Raw genomic sequence first — 20,269 nt, forward strand, 5'->3', positions numbered from 1 at the left:
GACACCCGGACTCGATGCGGCTTTTGATCAAAGCTAGGCTGCCCCGCGTTTGTCTTCCTGCTTGTCGGCGACGGGCAAACGCTCTTCGGCCCCTGGCACACCCAACGCGGCCGCCACGCCGGGGGCGGTGCGAATATGCAGATCGCGTTGCGGAAACGCAATTTCGATCTTCGCGTCGCGAAACGCTCGATCGATCGCCGTATGAAGATCGTTAATCACCATCAAGCGGTTCTCGAGGTTCGGCAGATAGGCCCGCAGAATCAGGTTGAGCGTACTGTCGCCGAAGCCCTCGAACGTGGCGATCGGACCAGGGTCCTTAAGCAGGTACTGATTCTTCTCGGCGATCTCCAGCAGAATCTTTCGAGCCGCCTCCGTATCGGTGCCATAGGCCACGCCGACGTTGATGACCACGCGATTGACCGTGTCAGAAAGCGTCCAGTTGAGCAGTCGACCGGTAATGAATTCCTTATTCGGAACCACGTATTCCTTACGATCCCAATTGGTAATCGACGTCGCACGAATTCGGATTCGCGAGACCACGCCAGTTACATCATGAATCGTGACAATATCTCCGACACGGATCGGACGCTCGAACAAAATGATAATGCCAGCCACGAAGTTAGCAAACATTTCCTGCAGGCCAAACGCCAAACCGAACGTCAAAGCGGTCGCTAGCCATTGGATCTGTGACCACTGCAAGCCAACGCTCGAGAACGCCCAGATCACGCCGATCATTACGATCGCATAGCTGGTCAGCGAGGTGATCGCGTAGCGAATGGAAGGCTCCAGCGGCAATCGCTGTAAGACGGTCATTTCCATCAAGCCCGGAATATCGCGAGCAAATACCAACGTCAGAACCAAAATCAGGCCGGCAAAGGCAATCGTCAGGATCGTGATTTTCTTGGTGACCACCTTATCGCCGGTCGATTCTTCGGCGACGCTGGGTGCCTCTTCTTTCGCGGCGCCTTCGTTGGCTTCTTTGTCCGTCGTGGTTGGCGGCATGCCGGGCGCCGCTGGCATCTCGGACTGGGCAACTTCTTCCGTGGCGGCAATGTCGTAGCCATACTGGTCGAGCATACGCAGGGCCGGCAATACCTGGCCCCAGATCAGCCAGAACCCGACAAGCGAGATGGTGAACATCCCGGTCGCCAGCAGACGCTGTGTCTGAGCACTGTGAGCCGAAAGTTCTTCCTTGGCTTGCTCGGCCAGAATCGAATTCGACAGCGAAGCGGCTGCCGAGTCGCCTGTCTGAGCAGCGGCCGCCGCGGCACGTTCGCGCGCCTGGGCAATACTCAGTTTGCGGCGAGCCAGCATGATCCAACGCATTAAGGTTGCTCGAATCAGCATCAGCCCCATCACGCAGCAAAGCGTGGCGAACAGTCGCCACGACAGAACCTGGGCGGTGTAGTAGTATCCCCAGAAAGCGAGCCCAGCCAGCGCCAGTGGCGCGGTCACCGAGCCCCAGTACCAAACGTATTTCAAACGGTCTAACCAGCCGCCTTGGTTGTAGGCGAGGTATTCCTGAAACACGCCGGTCGGATGCAAGATCCGCGCGAGGAACGCGGACAGGAAGAGGGCCTGAACGATAAAGCAAATGCGTTCGATCGCATCGTGCCCATGCGTTGGGTCGCTGGCGTAGAAGGTTGACGTAACGAACGTCAGCGGCAAAATCGCCGGGGTCAACCAGGTCATGCTTTTGCCGAGCAGGCGTAGCGAGGACTCCGGCCACTTGAAGTGTGCCTCGCCCAATCCCTTGCCGCGGCACACGTTTTTCATAAGCTCCAGAGGGAACCACATGACCGCGGTCCAGTACAGCCCGTTGCCAACCGCGATTGAAAAGGTCTGATCGGTACCTGCTGACGTCAAACGCCAGGCCACGAAGGCAACAAACGCTGGATTCATACCGGCCAGGATCAACGAATAGAAGATCGCATGCATCGTCGGCCAAAAGGCAAAGTAGCCAGGCTTTTGAGCCAGGTCGCCGAGGGATCGCAGCTCCGTCTTCAACCGGCCTCGCTTGATCACCAGGGCCACAAAAAGTGAAACGACGACAATCCAGATCATCAAGTTCCGCTTGACGTCTGACCAAAGAACGCGCGAAACATCGATCCAATTGGCAGGCGACAGAATTGCTTTGTCCGATTCGTCGACTTGGAGTTCCGTGGCCAGAATGTTGCCGCTACGGATCCACAGGACACGTTTGTCGATGTAGTTCTGATAGGCGGCGATCTCGCTGACGGTCTGTTGCTCTTTCGTCTTCAAATCGATCAGCGTATCGAGGTACTTCGTGTTGTTCTTGATCAGCAGACCGAGAAACTCGCGTTTCCGCTCGAACAGTTCGCGGGCCGCCAATTCGAGCTGCTCGCGTTCTGATTCGACTTGCAGTTGTGCCTCGTCCATGATGCGCTGCACCAGGAGTTCCGGATTGGCCAATTCTTCTCGCTCGTCGTCGTATTCGAAGTGCTTGAACTGGGCCTCATCGATTAATGCCTGACGATCAGGCATTCCGGTTCGCCAGGGGGACATCTCGATCAGATCTGTTCGCTGCTTGCGAAGCAGTGCACCAATGGAGCTGGTCAGCCCAAGCTTCTCCACCTTCTCTCTGGTCTCGTTAAACTGCTTGCGCAAGTTTCGGAGTTGTTGGTCGGCCTCATTGGCTTCCTTTTCGGCCTCGGCCAGCTTCTTGGCGATTGCCTGAGACGTTTCGGCTAGTTCCTGGTTCCGCTCGGCGTATGAACGCAGTACCGGCTGAACCATGATCAACTGTTCGCGTGCCTGGCGAACGGCTTCCTGGGCTGCTTGGGCACGCTTCTTTTGCACCTGGTCGGCGATGGCCTTCATCGTCTGCTCGGCAAACGCCAGACGCTGAGTCGCCAGGTCCCGTTCGAAACGCACCAAGTCGACCGCTTCCTCGGTATCGTACTTGGCCAGTTCCGCTTCCGCGGCCACGTATTGACGATAGAGTGAAATCCGCCGAGCCATGACGTCGGTCTTGATGGCCTGGGCAAGCAGGGGGTGTTCGTCCTGGGGAATGCTTTCCGCGGCCTGTTTGATCTTGACGAATTCCTTGGGAACTTCGACCATCCATTCGCGGATTTGCTTTCGCCGATCAACGCGACGCTTGGGCTCGGTTTCGGCTGCGATCCGATCCTTCTGAATGGCCGTGTTGTCGAGTTCCTGCTTGGCCTGGCGCTGTTCCAGTTCAGCAAGCGGGACATCGGCAAACGATTCCGGCTTCAACTTCTTGATCTCTTCCAGGCTTTTCTTGATCACATCAAGCCGCTGCTGAATCACTGCCGGCTGGGCATCGGCGGCCATTGCGGTCGCTTTGGCAGCGAAGTCTTGGGCTTCTTTCACCTTGGCGGCTGCACTTTGGTAGAGTTCGATGGCTCGCTTCTTTTTCGCCTCGTCCAGGTTCGTCGCTTCTTCCACTGCTCGGCGAAGCATTTCCACGCGTTCAAGCGAGAGTTCTTCCTCTGGCAAAATCAGACCACCAGGCGCGGGCACGGCACTTCCTGGTACCGGCTGAGAAGTAGGCTGCTGCGGAGCACTAAACGCACTACCAGTTGGCTGGGGATTCGGCCCGAACGAAGGTTGGTATTGCGCTGGAGCCGGCGGTTGAGCATATTGCGGTGCCGGCTGCGTATTTTGCGGCGGCTGCTGGGGCGACTGGGCATCGTACTGTATCGGAACGGGCCCCTGATAACTGCCCGCAGGTGCCTCGTTGCCATCAACGGTAATCGGAATCGGACCGAATCCAGATCCCCCTGGTTGCTGAGCCAAGCTCATTTCCCCGCTGACCAACAAAACAAAGCCAGCCAGGAAGACGCTCATCCATGAGCGCTGCAATTGCCACATGATTTCTTTTCCATTCCGCCCAAAGACACGACCATCTGATGACGGACTGTAACGAGCAAATAATCAGTATCTCACCGCTGGCCGGGCGTATCATTCATCCGTGCCGAGACCCTGCGGGGCGTCTACGATAGAGTTTGCCCCGCAGGCGGTCAATCGAGATCAATTCGCTTTCCGCCAAGCCTTACTCGCCCTGGGTGCTAGCAGCGAGAAGTGCTCGTCATTTTGGGGACTAACGGCCCATTTTTAGCCTGTGGGCCGATCGACGTAGAACCTCTTGCGTAAAGACATCACCCAATACGACAGGGATGGTGCTCTTTTCCTTCGCGGCTACAAGGAAGAAGCAGTACAGCATTTCGTCTGTGGTTTCTTCCCCGAAGGTAACTCGTTGAGGGGGCGAACTGGGGTTGGTCGGGTTGTTTTCCGAGTTGTCGTAGCTGGCCGTAACTTTAATCCGGGTCCCGGCGGGTAGTTGCATCGGTTCTGCTAGCATGTACTCGTCTTGCCAGTTGAAGTCCCACTGCGGCACGTCGATCAGCACTTTGGATGTACCATCGGGCAAATATGCGGTGGCCTTCATCTGTTGCCCCAGAAGGTGCATGTGCGGGATGCAGCTGAGCAGCGTCACCTCGGCGGGAAGCTTGTAAGACGCAGTCGCTTTGTAATGCTCTTCGCCGGGCGGGATGTCCAGATCGAACGACGACGTCCAGATCGCGAACGCTTCGTTCTTTGGGTTGTCGACGAAATAGATTCCGACCTTCGAGCGATCTTTGGTCGCTTTGCCGCTGGGGTGATAGTGAATCTGCATCACCAGATCTGCCCCTTTCTGCATCTTTCGCCCTAAACCGTTGGGAAGGGGATGGGGACGTTTGCCTGGCGACCAACCCCCAATCGACCCCGACGGCACAAACCCTGGACCGCCAAAGGTTGAATAGCCAGGTCCTGGCGCAGCGGCATCCTTGGCGCGTGCCTTGCCGCTGTTGTCAAGGTATAGAATCGAATGATGCACCACGCTGGCATCGCCTGGCTTGAACTGAACCGCCGCCACCAGTTTGTCTTCCGGAATCTCGTACGGAATGACGAAGTTGCGGAAGATGTCGGCACCGCCGGCTGGAACTTCAAAATCCTCTTGCATCTCGAGCACGAGGTCTGGCTCGCCCAGAATCCAATCGGATGCGAACGTAGGCGTAGGTGGCAGGTCAGCCGGATCTCCTTCAGCACGATCCGACTTGGCCCACGCTTTCAAGGTTTCAATCTCGCGATCGGTCAGCGTCCGTTGCCCTTCGAACTCGCCATGAACCTGAGCCGCTTTCCAGGGAGGCATCAGCTTCGTATCGACCACCCGGGCAATTTGCCGGGCTCGCTTCGCGGCATCCATGTAGCTGGTCAGCGTGAACGGACCGACTTCACCCTCGCGGTGACAAACCACACAGTTGGCGTTCAAGATCGGGGCAATATCTCGGTTGAAGGTAAGGGTCGCTTCCTCAAGACTCGGTGTCGGGGGAAGTTCATAGTAGCAACCCACCGGCTTTGTCCGTGGAACGAGAACAGGCAGCCCCGCGGCAACCTTTTCAACGGCTTGCTGCAACGTGTTCTCCGTGGCCTCAGGCTTTCGCGATCCCAACTTTAGAAACCGATCATCGATTCGTCCCCGGTAGCCAATCTCTCCGTGATGATCCAACACGAAGACTTCCGGCACTGTGGTCGGCGCGAGCGCCTTGCCTAGGCTCGCGTCACGATCCAGTAAAATGGGAAACTCGATCGAGAACTCCTTGGCCATGCCAGCGACGTCCTGGGGAGTCTGTGTCACGTCCGCCCAGATCCCCAGCAACTGGATGTCTTTCTCGTTCTTGCCCCACTCGCGATAAAGTTCATTCAAAACCGGAAAGTAGGTCCGCGACACAGGACACTCGCCGGTCATGAAGACGAATACCCGGACCGCCTTGCGCGAGCTGGCCGCAATCTGATGCACGTTCCCCTGGTGATCTTGCCGAGTCACGTTGAATAAAGCGGACGTCTCGGAAGCAGAGGTCTCTTCTTCCGCGAGAAGCCAACCGCTAGTACCCACAAGTAGAATGCTGACCGACAAGATACTGGAAAACAACTTCACGATTGCCTACTCCCTAATAGAATCGCGGAACCACGCATGGCGCTATCGGTAATGGTACGCTTTGACGTCCCGCTTTCCAGAAGCAGTCAATCTTGCGCTATTCCTGCCTGTTACATAAGACATACCCAGGCAACCGCCGCCAGGTTTCCAGCGGCGGTGAGTTTTCGCACGGAAAATTTCTCAGGCCAATTTAGAACACCTACAAGACTATCGGTAAATCTTGGCAAAAAGCCTTATATGGCCGATTCTATTTGACGAGCTGAGCGTCGAGCCCAAGCTTATCCCCGACCTTGGCTTGCCACTTTTGCAGCGTCGCGAACAGCTGCTGTTTTTTCTCGGCGTGGACAGGGTCGGCCGACAGATCCTTCATCTCCATCGGATCGCTGGTCAGATCGAACAGCTTCACACGATTCGCCTTGGGATAGACCATCAGCTTGAAACCATCCTGCGTGATCGATCGCTGCAAATCGAGATAACAATTGTAGATGGCGTCGTACGACTGGGCCTTCTCACCGTGAATCAGAGGCAACAGACTTGTGAACTCGACGTGCTCAGGTTTGTTGACCAGGGCCAGCTCTAGCGTCGTCGGCATGACGTCTTGCAGATAAACGGCTGCGTCGTTTGTGCCTGGCTTGATGCCAGGGCCGGAAACCAGCAGAGGCACACGGATGCTGTGGTCATACGAGTTCTGCTTCCCCATCAGCCCATGGTGACCACAAGCCAGGCCATGGTCGGACGTGAAGAAGACATACGTTTCATCCGCTTTGCCTGACTTTTCCAAGGCTTCCAAAATGCGACCAATCTGCTGATCCATGTGCGTGATGATCGCAAAGTATTCTTGCCGATGTACCTGCACCGCGTACTTGGTGCGTGGGAAAGGTGCCAGGTGCTCGTCGCGCAAGGTTGGTGGGCAGCCAATCTGTTTGCACTCGGGATACTCTGGTAGGAAGTCCTGGGGGACTTCGATTTCATGTTCCGGGTACATGTCAACAAACTCTTTCGGAGATTGTCGCGGATCGTGCGGCGCATTGAACGCGATGTACATGAAGAACGGTTTCTCGTCCTTGGCAGCCTCTTCCAAGAAACCGACCGCTTCGTCACCAACCACTTCGCTCCAATGCTTGCCCCCTTCCCAGAAGCCGCCGAACTTCTTGTCCCAAGGTTGCCACTGCGTATCGTCGGCACTCTTCGGGCGGTCGTAACCTTGGGGCGTCTGCTGCGGCATGCCGCCACGGACGTGTCCCGTCACGTCAAAGGCCTTGGCCGCATTGGCTGGCACATGCCACTTGCCGGTCATGTAGGTTCGATAGCCGGCCTTCTTCATGTATTCCGACCAGAAACGGCCTTCCGCTCGTTCTTTCTCAGAAGTCTTGTAGATGTCGTTCGCGTGCCACACAAATCGGCCCGAATTGAGCATCGTTCGACTGGCGACACATACCGCCCCACTCCAGGAACCTTGATTGTAGGCATGCGTGAAGGAGACCGATCGCTTGGCAAGCTCGTCGAGGCTAGGCGTCTGGGCCTGGGTCAGGCCGACGTAGCCGGGCGTTTCGTAGCTTTGGTCATCCGAAAAGAGAAACAAGATATTCGGCTTTTTTGCATCGTCGGCCTGGGCCAGAGAAACCAGAGCAAGAACAGCGAACGGAACAAGGGCAAGGGATCGTATCACGAGGAGGACTCCGCTTGGTGCGTAAGTGGCAGGGGAAAGCGCGTAGCCCTAGCATAATCCATTGGCGGGCCGTCTTCCACGAGCGCAACAAGAAGCACGTTCCCGCAAACGAGAACGTGCTTCCGCAAGAGTCATTGCCGCCAATGGGCAGAGGGGGAGTAATCAGACGGCAACTTCCTCTTTAACCAGTTTCTGGTCCAAGCTCCAAGGTCCCGAGCCAACCGCCATGATGAACAACATGGTCCCCATCATCGAAAGGTTTTTCATGAAGTGGATCATCTGTCCCTGGGCGGCCTCTCCTTCAAAGGTCCAGAAGTCATGGAAAAAGTAGGTCGCCAACACTAAGAACGTCAGCAGCAATACCGCCCCCACCCGGGCATAAAACCCGAGCAAGATCGATAGCCCGCCGACAATCAAAAACACGATCGCTCCGGCGAGCATGACCTGAGGGGCTGGAACCCCTTCCGAGGCCATGTACTGCGCCACGCTGCTAAACTGCGGGATCTTGTTGCCCAGAGCGCTCATCAAAAAGATGGTGACGATCAATAACCGCCCAACCACGGTGAGAAGACCTTGAACTGTCGGATTCATATTGCTGACTTTCTTGTTTCGATTTGTCATGGATTAAATTGGCCGTCGTATCAGGCAAGATCAAACAGCATGATCTCGGCGTCCTCATCGGCTTCGATTTTCAACATCCGCTCTTCGCTTACGGCCGCTCCGTCGCTCGTGTCCAGGGGCTGACCGTTGAGGGTCACTTTGCCCCGCAGGACCTGCAGCCAGGCATGTCGACCGTCGACCAACGGATGCTCGACGACTGCACCGTCGTCGAGCTTGCTGAGGAAGATCTTCGCGTCCTGATGAATCAAGAGCGAACCATCTTCCGCATCCGGCGAAGCGACCACCCGGAGCTCGTTTTTCAGCTGCTCGTCGGGAAATCGCTTCTGTTCGTAACTAGGCGTGTGTCCTTTCCGATCGGGAAAGAGCCAGATCTGATAAAGGTGAACCGGCTCGTCCGCAGACGGATTGAACTCGCTGTGCGTGATCCCCGTGCCGGCGGTCATGCGTTGAAATTCGCCAGGCCGCAGGACCTCGCCGTTGCCCATCGAGTCCTTGTGCTCCAAGGCACCTTCCAGCACATAGGTGACAATTTCCATGTCGTTGTGCGGATGGGTCCCGAAGCCTTGGCCGGGGGCAACACGATCTTCATTCATCACGCGAAGCGAGCGAAAGTGAACGTGATCACGATCGACATACCCCGCGAAGGAAAACGTGTGATAGGTGTCGAGCCAACCATGATTGGCATGACCGCGATCGGCAGCTTTTCGAACATTGATCATGACCAGGTTCCTTTACTTGGCGAGGTAACCACCATCGACAGGTAAGCTGACTCCATTGGTAAATGCGGCCGCATCGGAAGCCAGGTAGGCAACCGCCGCGGCAATCTCCTCGGACGTCGCCAAACGATTCATCGGATGTTGTGCCGCCAAAGCCGCGCGGCTCTCTGCCCCTTCTTTTCCAGCGAAGCGATCGATCATGTCGGTGGCGGTTGCCCCCGGTGCGACCGCGTTAATGCGAATTCCTTGCTGGGCGTATTCCAGCGCCGCCGTTTTGGTGGCCCCTTCGACAGCGTGTTTCGAGGCGATGTAAATGCTCGCCCCTGGCATCGCCACGTGTCCGACGATGCTGGACGTATTGACGATCACGCCTCCCCCTTGCTTGAGCATCTGCTCGATCTCGTACTTCATGCTGAGAAACACGCCCAGCACGTTGATATCGAACACCTTGCGATAGTCGTCCACGTTAAAGTCGGTCAACATGCCGACGGCCTCGACGCCAGCGTTGTTGAATGCGATGTCAATGCGTCCGTACTGTTCGACGGTCTTTTCGACCAGGTTCTTGACCTCGTCTTCACTGGTGACATCCGCCTTGACGAAGACCGCTTCCCCTCCCGCGGACTTGATTCGATCGACGACGGCGTTGCCCAGTTTCTTACGACGCCCAGCGACGACCACCTTCGCCCCTTGCTTGGCAAAGAGAATGGCCGAGGCCTCGCCGATGCCTGAAGTTCCGCCGGTAATCAGTACGACCTTGCCTTGAAAACTCATCTGACAAACTCCCCAAAACTAAATCACTTGGCAAACTATTTACATATCAACTATTCGACTAAAAAAACAGATGCTTACTCGAGATCGCGGGTGACCCCTTCGCGTGATTTTTCCAACAAATCGATCAACTGCTGAAGTTCCTGCTGACTGAGGTGCCCGATTAACTGCTTGTGCATTGCCATCAGCGGCTGGTCGATTTGGGCCAGGATACCGAGAGCCTTGTCAGTGATGGCCACGTACACGACGCGACGGTCTTTCTCACACCGAACACGGCTCACCAGTTCCTGCTTTTCCAATCGATCGATAAGTCCAGTGATCGCAGGAACGACCTGAATCAATCGGCCTGCGATCTCCAACGAAGGCAACGGTTTTCCTTCCCCACGCAAAATCCGCAGCACGTTGTACTGCGAACCGGTCAGACCGTACTCCCGCAGCAGCCGCCCCAATCGATTATGAAATAGGTCGCTCGTCCGCAAGATGTTGAGGATGGCTTCCTGCTGCTTCGAATCGAAAGGATTTCGCTTCTTGAGTTCGTCTTGTAAACCAGGTGGGGTCATTTCTTTCTCCGTCTGCAATTACTTTACATGTAAACCATTGTTTTGGCAAGACCAAAATTTGAAGTTTTTTGACCATTCCCCCCGCGTCGCGGGAAAAACCACGCGACATCATTGGGGCGTCTATTTGCTTTCCTCTGGGGGTAGTGTGTTAAACTAATAAGACTGTAGAACATCTTTCTACACCCACCATTCCTGCCACATTCCTAATCCGACGCAGATTCTCGCATGAAAAGCACTTTCTCGGCCGCACTGGCGGTCCTGTTCTGTTTTTTTACTTCCTCCCTGATGGCTGCTGACCTTTTGGTCGAAGCCGAAAGCTTCACCGACCACGGTGGCTGGAAGTTGGATACCCAATTCATCATCGAGATGGGTTCGCCCTACCTCTTGGCCCACGGCCTCGGCAAGCCGGTTGCTGAAGCGAAGACGGAAGTGACCTTTCCAGAAACCGGGACCTACCGCGTCTTCGTTCGCACGAAAGACTGGGTTGGCCAGTGGAATGCCCCTGGCTCTCCTGGCAAGTTCCAAGTGGCTATTGATGGTAAACCGCTCGAAGAAACCTTTGGCACCAAGGGCGCCGAGTGGTTCTGGCACGACGGCGGCACCGTCGACATCGAGAATAAAGACGTCACCCTAAGCATCCAAGACCTGACCGGCTTCGATGGTCGCTGCGATGCGATCTACTTCACCACCAACACCAATGCCACGCCTCCTTCCAGCGGAAGCCAATTGGCTAAGTGGCGTAAAGACCTGCTGGGCATTACGGAAGACATCAAAACCGAAGGCCCCTACGATCTGGTCGTGATTGGCGGCGGCTACTCCGGAATGGGTGCCGCGATCAGTGCGGCTCGCATGGGCTGCAAGGTCGCGTTGATTCAAGATCGCCCGGTGCTTGGCGGCAACGGAAGCAGCGAAGTTCGCGTGTGGGCGATGGGTAACATCCGTCGTGGTAAGTACCCGCGAATTGGCGAAATCGTCGAAGAGTTTGCCGACAAGGCCAAGAAGTCCCCCGGTACCTACGAGGAATTCGGAGACGAAAAGAAGGAAGCAATTGTTCGTGCCGAACCGAACATCGACCTGTTCCTGAATCATCACGCCAACGGCCTGGAGATGAAGGATGGCAAAATCGCCTCCATCACGGCGTTCGATACCCGCACTAGCCAGGTTCGCAAGTTTGAAGGGACCCTGTTCTGCGACGCGACTGGTCACGGCACGATCGGTGCTTTGGCCGGTGCCCTGTACGACCAAACCGACAAAGGCCGCATGGGCATGAGCAACATGTGGCGCTGGGATGAAGCCGACCAGGAAACGACCTTCCCGGAAACGCCCTGGGCTTTGGATCTGACCATGAAAGACTTCCCCTACCCTCGTGACCATCACGGTCAGTGGTTCTGGGAAAGTGGTTTCGACAAAGACCCGATCCAAGGTGCCGAAGCAATCCGCGACTGGAACCTGCGTGCCGTTTACGGTGCGTTCAACGCGATGAAGAACCGAGACGGGGCATCGAAGCACAAGAATGCCGAACTCACCTGGCTAGCCTACGTGGGCGGTCCGCGTGAATCGCGCCGCTTGATCGGCGATGTGATTTTGACCGAAGAAGATATCGTCGCCAAACGCGACTTCAAGGATGGCTGCGTGCCGAGCACCTGGTCGATCGACCTGCACTATCCCAAGAAGGAATATGCCGACAAGTTCCCCGATAATCCGTTCATTTCGATCGCCGTGCATGATCAGCGTGTCGACCGCTCGTACGGCTATCCAGTTCCTTACCGCTGCTTCTACTCGAAGAACGTGCCCAACCTGTTCATGGCCGGACGCTGCATCAGCGTGACCCACGAAGCCTTGGGGACCGTTCGCGTGATGAAGACCTGCGGCATGATGGGAGAAGTCGTCGGTAAGGCTGCCTCGCTCTGCAAGATCCATGACTGCTCGCCACGTGCGGTTTACGAAGAGCACTGGGACGAAATGGATCATTTGCTCAAGCTGCCAGGTCAGGCCCGCCGCGCGACCGTCGATGCTGAGATCGAAATGCCGGACACGCTATTACCAACTTCCCCTTACGGTCCGCCATCGGGCATCAACCCCACCAAACTAACCGGGATCGTCATTGACGATCGGCAAGCCGAGAAGACCGGCAAGTGGAGTGAAGGAACCGGCCTGAAAGGGTATGTGAACCACGGCTATCTCTATTCCGGTGAGAAGGGTGCCAAGGTTCGCTTCCCCATCAAGATCGAAAAAGCCGGCAACTACGAGATTCGCTACGCCTACCAGCCGCACGAAAACCGAAGTGCCCAGGCCAATGTCGTCGTCGGGATCGATACCTCGCGCGAAACGACCGTGATCAATATGAAAGAGCAGCCGCCGATCGACGGAGGTTTCTACTCGCTGGGGGTCTTCACCATCAAGCCAGGGGAAGAGACGTACGTTGAGGTCGAATCCCGCGGTGATGGAAACATCCACGCCGATGCGATCCAGTTGATTCCCGTCGATGAGAAGTAACGCACGTCGATGGCGGAAGAAACCCCAGTAGCCAACGTTCCACCTAAGAAACGCAGGTCCCTCGGCCTGCGTTTGCTTCTGCATGGATACCGGTTCGCCCTGATCGCGGCGATCGCGTTGTTGGTTCGCGTTCATAGTCAGCATGAAAGCCAGGCCGCGCTAGGGCCAGTAGAAATCTCGTTGGGCAAAGTGCAAGGATTCCTACCTGAGGCGTCTTCCCTGGTGGCTGCTTCCGATCGGGAAGGAGCCTACATTCACAATGCCGCCGGAAAACGCGTCGGCTGGGCAGTCACCACGTTGCCTACCGCCAGCAACATCATTGGCTTCTCAGGCCCCACGAATTCGCTCATCGTCGTCGATGCCGACAACACGATCCGTGGCGTCGAAATCCTTTCGAGCAAAGATACGCCCGAGCATCTGGCGGCCGTTCAAAAGGCGACCTGGTTTCTCAAGCAGTTCACGGGAAAATCCCCCGAGGATCTGGGAGGCCAAACGAAACTCGATGCCGTCTCCGGGGCGACGCTGACCAGCCTGGCCATCATTGAATCGGTCACCAAGACGCTCGGCAGCGACCCTCCCAACTATCGTTTTCCTAAGGATATTACGCTTGAAGAAGTCGCCGAGATCCTCCCTGAGGCGAAACAGCTTGTCGCTAAAACGTCTCCGCACGGATGGCTCGAAGTCCTTGATGCTGAAGGGAAACCAATCGGCACTGCCTGGCGAACCAGCCCTCAGGCCGATCAACACGTTGGCTACCAAGGGCCGTCCGACGTGCTGGTGGTCATGGACACCGAAGGAAAGTTGAAAGCGGCCACCTTGCGGGAAAGCTACGACAACGAGCCCTACGTGCGGTACGTTCGCGAAGACTGGTCCTTTCCCGAGTACCTGGCCGGCTACGGTCTCGATCAGCTTGCCAAGTTGGATGTCAAAGAAGCGGAGATCGAAGGGGTTTCCGGGGCCACCATGACCAGCCAGTCAGCGACCCAGGCAATCGGCATCGCAGCCGCCGCCTACCAGCGCGAAATGCAAGCCGAACAGAAGCCGGAAATCGCGAAAACGCCGGTTACGTTCACTTGGCGCGACGTTGCCACACTGCTGGTGATTTCCGCGGCCCTGGCCATTGCGTTCACCGATCTGCGCGGCAAGAAGTGGGTGCAGTTCGGCTTTGGGTTTATCGTGATTGCCTATCTCGGCTTCTTTGCCGGAGACATCCTTTCCATGGCACTTTTTGTTGGCTGGGCCAGTCACCCCGTTCCTTGGCAGAAGTGCATCGGCCTGGTCGCCGTGGCGATCGCAGCATTTGCGGTCCCCCTCTTCAGCAAGAAGCAGGTCTATTGCAATCATCTTTGTCCACATGGTGCCGCCCAGATGATGATCCTGCGGTTCTCGAAGTGGAGTTGGAAGATTCCCAAGAAGCTGCGGCTGGTTCTTTCCGCGTTGCCTGCGGTGCTGCTGGCGGCGTGCATTCTCATCGCTTTTTCGATCATCGATGGCAACCTGGCGGCATTGGAACCCTTTGATGCGTATGTCCCCACCATATCAGGCTGGGCCTCGCTTTCGATCGCGATCGGGGGGCTCGTATTCTCGGCCTTTGTACCGATGGGCTTCTGCCGATATGCCTGTCCGACTGGGGCCATCATCTCGCATGTGCGCTGGAATGCGTCGAGCGACCAGTGGAGCGTTCGCGACAGCGTCGCCACACTTTTGCTGGGTTTGGCCGTGATTTGCTTCTGGGTGTAGCAGAGTCGTCGAAGTTCGCGGGGTATGCTTCTATAATAGGACACGCCTCCTCTGGCACTTTCTTCTCCCAGACGACCTCGCAACTCGCAAACGGCATTGTTATGGACCAGAAAAAGATGGGCCCCTATCGCCTGGATACCACGATCGGCAGTGGTGGGATGGGGACCGTTTATCGCGGCATCGACGAACGAACCGGCGACAAGGCTGCGATCAAGGTTCTGCCCAGCAACATGTCGCATAATGAAGGGCTGCGCGAGCGTTTCCAACGCGAGATCGAAACACTGCTGCAGTTGAAACACCCCAACATCGTGCGGCTGTTCGGGTTTGGAGAAGAAGACGGCGAGTTGTTCTACGCCATGGAACTGGTCGACGGTCGCAGCCTGGCCGAGGTGATCGTCAAAACACCAATCAAAAGCTGGCGAACCGTCGTGCGGTACGCTTTGGAGATCGCGGCTGGCCTGCGTCAAGCACACGACATGGGGATCGTTCACCGCGACATCAAGCCAGCCAACGTCCTGATTACTCGCGACGATAAGGTGAAGATCCTCGACTTCGGCATCGCTCGTCTCTTCGGCGCGACAGGCGTTACCATGGCCGGCGGTATCGTGGGCACCGCCGACTACATGGCCCCGGAACAGGCCTTTGGCGAAGGAGTCACCCCCAAGGCCGACCTGTATAGCCTCGGGGCGCTCATGTATGCGATGCTCGCCCGACAGCCACCATTCCGCGGCAATTCGGTAACCGAAATCCTCGACAAGTTGCGTTACAACGAACCCATTCCGATCGATCGGCTGGTGGAGACGTTGCCCAACGACCTGAGCCAGTTGATTACGCAACTACTCGATAAGAACCCCGAGAACCGCGTTCCGACGGCTCGTGCTCTTTGTCGTCGCCTGGAAGCTCTCTTAGAACTTCCCGAAGACACCGACTTCGACTTGCACCTGGCCGATCACTCGACGAAGGCTCCATCGGCACCGGGGGATGAATACCAACTAAAAGACGGCGAGGACGATGCCCCTACGCTCGACCCCCAGGCCCGCAAGTTGGCGGAAGCCCCTACGATGCAATTGCCTGGGGAAGAAGGATCAGGCAACCTCAAACCGAAAAGCGGCGACGAAGCCACGCAGGCCCCGGCGACTATTGTGAGTCAGCGAGCCAAAAAGCCGGAGTCGCAAACCCGTTTCACAACCGTCGCCGAGCAGCGTCAGCGGACGTCCGAAGAGGAGTCGCGTCGCGAAAAGAGCACGGTCTGGATCAACTACCTTCAAATCGGTGGCCTGCTCGTAGCATTGGGTGTGGTCGTGACCGCGATGCTCATTGCTCCGCAAAAGCCTGGCGCCGACCAGGTTTATCATTCGATTGAATACGGCGCCACCGAAGGAAATCTGGCCGAAGTTTCCGACGAGATGGACGACTTCCTGGAACGCTTCCCCGAAGACCCGCGATCCGAATATGTCGCCCAGCTTAAAGAGGAATTGAATCTCCGACGGCAAGAGAATCGCTACCGCCTGGCCGCCGCAATCGGTCGAGCCAACCAAGGGATGCATCCCGTCGAACAGATTTACCTCGACGCGATGAAGACCAACGAGTTCGATCCGGAAGCCGCGCGCGATAAGCTGCAAGGCCTGATCTTGGTCTATGGTCCGTCCGATACGCAGCAAGGGGATATCGCCCGCTGCTTGGTTCTCGCGGAAAGACGCCTGAAGCAATTGAATTCGTCCCTGGCCAGCCGAAGCAAGCAGCAAACGATTTCGATTCGCGAGCGTCTCGACTACGCCAATCAAATTGCTTCGGACGACCCCGACAAAGCCGAGCGCATTTACCGAGGTGTGATCCAGCTTCTCGAAGGGGAATCGTGGGGCGCTAATCTGCTCAGCGAAGCACAATTGCGACTCAAAAACTTGATGTCCCGTTAGAGGCGTCAAAGCCAACGTCGGTCATCGTTTGGACGCACGGCGGTTCTGCTTTATCATGGAGGAACGCCCTTTGGGGTTCCCGCCTTGATTTCTTCCCGCCAAACTACGGAATTTACCAATGACGCTGCTTCGCTTTGCGCCCCTCGGGCTGCTCTTATTTCTTGCCGTGCCTGCCAGTGCCGCCGATTGGTATATCGCACCGGGTGGTAACGACGCCGCCGCCGGCACCCAGGCCGCTCCGTTTGCCACGCTGGCCAAGGCGCGCGATGCGATCCGCAGCCATGCTAGTGCGGAAGCCCACACCGTTTGGGTCGCCGATGGGGCATACTTGCTGGCAGAGCCGTTCGTTTTGACGCCGGAAGATAGCGGCACGCAACAGCACCCGATCGTCTACCGGGCCATGCAAGACGCTGTGCCGATCTTCTCAGGCGGAAGCGTCATCACCGGATGGAAGAAAAACGGAAAAACCTGGGAGGCCGTCCTTCCAGCCAAGCTTCGCAGCCCCATGCCGGAACAACTGATCGCCGGCCACCAGCCAACCACGTTGGCTCGCGAACCGGACGAGGGGCTATTCACCCTGACCAGCGTCACCGAAGAAGCTCCAGAGAAAGGACCCGCCCGGCAAACGCTTCGCCTGACCGGAGAAGACTACGCGGCCACGCTGGCCAACGTCACGCCGGAAGAACTGCCCCAGGTTCAGTTGCTGGCCTACCACAAATGGGACAACACACGCAGGCACATCGACCAACTTCTGTACGAACAGCACGCAATGGTGACCTCGGGTCGCAAGATGAAGGGGCACAATCCGCTGAACCAGCAAACCCAGATCCGCATTGAGAATTACGCCGCCGCGCTCGATACGCCTGGTGAATGGCACGCTTCCGCCGATGGCGTTATTCGTTACTTCCCACGTCCCGGCGAAGACCCCTCGCAGATGCAGATGATCGTCCCGCGTCTCGAGAAGCTCTTGATCGTACGTGGCAAACCCGAAGCGGATGAATTCGTGGAACACGTCGAGCTTCGCGGCCTCCGATTCTTGCACGCACGCTGGACCACGCCGCAAAGCGGATTCGAACCCAGTCAGGCCGCTTCACCCATCGAAGCCGCAGTTCTGATTGATGGTGCTCGGCATTTAGCCATCGCCGATTGCGAGATCGGCCACGTCGGCATCTATGGCCTTTGGTTTCGTCGCGGGTGCCAGCACTGCACGCTCGAACGAACTTGGATTCATGACACCGGTGCCGGAGGCGTGCGGATTGGGGAAACGGCGATGCGTCGTGATCCGAAACAGCAAACCGATCACATCACTATCGACAACAACATCCTGAACCGCGGTGGGCGCATTTTCCCGTGTGCCGTGGGGCTCTGGATCGGTCATAGCCCCGACAATCGCGTCACCCACAACGAAATCGCCGACTATTTCTACACCGGCATCTCGGTCGGCTGGCGCTGGGGCTACGGCGAGAGCTTCGCCAAGCGAAACACGATTGCCAAGAATCACGTCCATCATCTCGGCTACGGCGTACTCAGCGATATGGGTGGCATCTACACGCTCGGCCCATCGGAAGGAACGGTCGTCCGCGGCAATATCTTCCATGACATTCACGCCTACAGCTATGGCGGCTGGGGGCTTTATACCGACGAAGGCAGCAGCGGGATTCTCTTCGAAGACAATCTCGTCTATCGCACCAAGACCGGCGGCTTTCATCAACATTACGGTAAAGACAACATCGTAAGAAACAACATCCTGGCGTTCGCGCTGCTCTATCAACTGCAGGCAACCCGCGTCGAACCTCATCGGTCGTTCTCGCTCGAGCGGAACATCGTCTACTACGACCAAGGGGAACTACTGCACGGGCGGTGGAGCCAGGTCAAGCACGACAGCTCGAACAATTGCTACTTCGACGCGTCAGGACGGGACGTCACTTTCGAGGGCAAGTCGCTCCAAGAGTGGCAAGCCCAAGGGCACGAAATCGGATCGATCATTGCCGATCCCAAGTTCGCGGATCCTGAGAAGTTCGACTTCACGATTGCGGCCGACTCACCGGTTCACAAGCTCGGTTTTCGCGCGTTCAAGACAGACGACGTCGGCGTCTATGGAGACCAGAAGTGGATCGACAAGGCGAAAAGCTTTCAATATTTGCCAGTCCGACCCGAGTAGAGAAAACGTAATGGGGCCAGCGGTGCACTGCACTGGCCACATCGTCTTCGCAGAAGAGGCTGAACTTAGGCAGCTTCCGCGAACAGTTCGACTTTCGGGAAATCGACTTCCGTCTCGGCGACGTGGTTGAAGAAATTGGTGAAGTAATTCAAAGCCACCAGGCCGACCACTTCGGTAATTTCTTCATCACCCAACCCTGCGGCTTTCGCGGCATGGAACTGATCGTCGCTGAGATAACCCTTGGTCTGGGAAATCGCATCCGCCAGATCGATCACGGCTTGAACCGTCGGATCGGCGGCTTCCCCTTGGCGGACCTTGACGGTCTCGTCTTCCGAGAAGCCAACCATCTTGCCGACAGTCGTATGCGCCGAGACGCAGTACTGGCAGTGGTTCTGTTCACCAATCCGCAGCGCGACGGCTTCGCGCGCCTTGGCCGAAAGTTTGGAATGTCCCATTGCTCCAGAAAAGCCAAGGTAAGCTTCCAACACGGCCGGCGAGTTGGCCATCGTCGCGACGATGTTAATGTGCTTGCCGAGCTTCTTCTTCGCGGCGTCGAGAAGCTCGCGTTGCTTACCCTGGGCACTTTCCAGTGGAATCGGTTGCAGTCGAGGCATGAGGTTTTCTCCTTGTGTGTGGTTGTCAGTTATCAAAGCGTAACTGACCCTTTCGATACCACTTGGATACGAAGAGTTACACGAGAGAAAACCAATTCTCAAGAATTCATCCCAGGCGTAATCTACTTCACGTAAACGCCTGCGGTGATGGCATAACGAAGGCCAGCACAGTATGGAATGCCTGGATCGATGTCGATCACCTTGCGGGGCGGCCCAAGAATGGCCTCCTCGAAACGGCACTTCCAAACCTGAGTGGCGTTGATGCCGGGAAAGGCCTGACCGTCTTGTAGCTTGGGACCATGCTCGAAGACCTCCAACGCCTTTTCGTACACGATCTGCTGAATCTCGCGCCAATCCAAACCGCGGAAGTGACATTGGAAGTCAGGCCAACCCAGCACGCCAAGTCCTAGGCTATCGACGATCATGTCGCGCGAATCATCGTCGCGACGTTCGCCATAGCCAATCACTCGCGACACGCGGACGTTGAAGGCCCCCGGCGCCTTCCATGGTTTGGCGGCCACGCCTTCCAGGCAGTCCAGGAAGTTCTTGGGCTCAAGGAACTGCTCGGTCGCTTCCCAGTAAATGGCGTCGCAAGGGACCGCTTCGATGATGCTGGCCACCAGGAACTGCATCATCTGCAAACGTTCGATCGGGCGCATGTTCGACGCCGTCTGATCCACGACAACCAACTGATGCTCGCAGTCACCGACTGCTCCTTCGGCGTCATCCCACAGCCACGACTGCTCGAGCGCCGGCAGGAAGGGAGTCAGGTCGCCCGGGTATTCGATCTCTTCCTCGCGAATACTCCACGTGGCCCCCACCGACTTGCCGCCGATGTTGGCGACATGCTTGGGATGGCGAAAATCAAGACGATTGGAATCTCGCTTCCCATCGCGCGGCGCAAACCCTTCCGCCCTCTTCTGCATCTTGTCGAGGATGGCCGCCTTGGGGACGTCCGGCTTGGTTTTGTAGAACAATCGGACGCGGTAGTCACGCGAATCAGCTGTATCTTCGAGCACGAATTCTCCTTGTGCTTCTTTCCA

13 protein-coding genes are annotated in these 20,269 nt (G+C 56.9%); 4 read left to right on the forward strand and 9 right to left on the reverse strand.

Features of this window, described 5'->3' with window-relative positions:
• Positions 1–33: 33 nt before the first annotated feature.
• From Pan97_RS22700 to Pan97_RS22730, 7 genes are all read right to left on the reverse strand, one after another.
• The gene (locus Pan97_RS22700; RefSeq protein WP_144976616.1) at positions 34–3,858 is read right to left on the reverse strand and encodes a mechanosensitive ion channel domain-containing protein; all 3,825 of its coding nucleotides are present in this window, start codon (positions 3,856–3,858) and stop codon (positions 34–36) included.
• Positions 3,859–4,087: 229 nt separating this feature from the next.
• Positions 4,088–5,965: a redoxin domain-containing protein gene (locus Pan97_RS22705; RefSeq protein WP_196782191.1), complete on the reverse strand. Its 1,878-nt coding sequence runs from the start codon at positions 5,963–5,965 to the stop codon at positions 4,088–4,090.
• Positions 5,966–6,212: 247 nt separating this feature from the next.
• Positions 6,213–7,634, reverse strand: a complete 1,422-nt coding sequence (locus tag Pan97_RS22710; RefSeq protein ID WP_196782192.1) for a sulfatase-like hydrolase/transferase — start codon at positions 7,632–7,634, stop codon at positions 6,213–6,215.
• A 162-nt stretch (positions 7,635–7,796) separates the two neighbouring features.
• Complete coding sequence (locus Pan97_RS22715; RefSeq protein ID WP_144976620.1) at positions 7,797–8,225, reverse strand: DoxX family protein; 429 nt, start codon at positions 8,223–8,225, stop codon at positions 7,797–7,799.
• A 50-nt stretch (positions 8,226–8,275) separates the two neighbouring features.
• Complete coding sequence (locus tag Pan97_RS22720; RefSeq protein WP_144976622.1) at positions 8,276–8,974, reverse strand: pirin family protein; 699 nt, start codon at positions 8,972–8,974, stop codon at positions 8,276–8,278.
• Between the two features lie 12 nt (positions 8,975–8,986).
• Entirely contained in the window at positions 8,987–9,742 is a 756-nt protein-coding gene (locus tag Pan97_RS22725) for a glucose 1-dehydrogenase (RefSeq protein WP_144976624.1), read from the reverse strand.
• A gap of 74 nt (positions 9,743–9,816) precedes the next feature.
• Positions 9,817–10,299 carry a MarR family winged helix-turn-helix transcriptional regulator gene (locus Pan97_RS22730; protein ID WP_144976626.1) on the reverse strand — a complete coding sequence of 161 codons (483 nt, stop codon included), beginning with the start codon at positions 10,297–10,299 and terminating at the stop codon, positions 9,817–9,819.
• A 225-nt stretch (positions 10,300–10,524) separates the two neighbouring features.
• On the opposite strand from Pan97_RS22730, the gene Pan97_RS22735 reads away from it, so the two are divergent.
• From Pan97_RS22735 to Pan97_RS22750, 4 genes are all read left to right on the forward strand, one after another.
• Positions 10,525–12,795: an FAD-dependent oxidoreductase gene (locus Pan97_RS22735; RefSeq protein ID WP_144976628.1), complete on the forward strand. Its 2,271-nt coding sequence runs from the start codon at positions 10,525–10,527 to the stop codon at positions 12,793–12,795.
• A gap of 9 nt (positions 12,796–12,804) precedes the next feature.
• Positions 12,805–14,535, forward strand: coding sequence for an FMN-binding protein (locus Pan97_RS22740; RefSeq protein ID WP_144976629.1), 1,731 nt, complete (start codon positions 12,805–12,807; stop codon positions 14,533–14,535).
• A gap of 101 nt (positions 14,536–14,636) precedes the next feature.
• Complete coding sequence (locus tag Pan97_RS22745; RefSeq protein ID WP_144976632.1) at positions 14,637–16,451, forward strand: serine/threonine-protein kinase; 1,815 nt, start codon at positions 14,637–14,639, stop codon at positions 16,449–16,451.
• A 118-nt stretch (positions 16,452–16,569) separates the two neighbouring features.
• Positions 16,570–18,612, forward strand: a complete 2,043-nt coding sequence (locus tag Pan97_RS22750) for a right-handed parallel beta-helix repeat-containing protein (RefSeq protein ID WP_144976634.1) — start codon at positions 16,570–16,572, stop codon at positions 18,610–18,612.
• 65 nt (positions 18,613–18,677) lie between these two features.
• Here the strand turns inward: Pan97_RS22750 and Pan97_RS22755 are convergent, their stop codons facing one another.
• The gene (locus Pan97_RS22755) at positions 18,678–19,226 is read right to left on the reverse strand and encodes a carboxymuconolactone decarboxylase family protein (RefSeq protein WP_144976635.1); all 549 of its coding nucleotides are present in this window, start codon (positions 19,224–19,226) and stop codon (positions 18,678–18,680) included.
• A gap of 122 nt (positions 19,227–19,348) precedes the next feature.
• Positions 19,349–20,245, reverse strand: coding sequence for a DUF4261 domain-containing protein (locus Pan97_RS22760; protein ID WP_144976636.1), 897 nt, complete (start codon positions 20,243–20,245; stop codon positions 19,349–19,351).
• Positions 20,246–20,269 lie beyond the last annotated feature (24 nt).

Origin of the sequence: Bremerella volcania (genome assembly GCF_007748115.1) — a bacterium.
Classification (GTDB): domain Bacteria; phylum Planctomycetota; class Planctomycetia; order Pirellulales; family Pirellulaceae; genus Bremerella; species Bremerella volcania.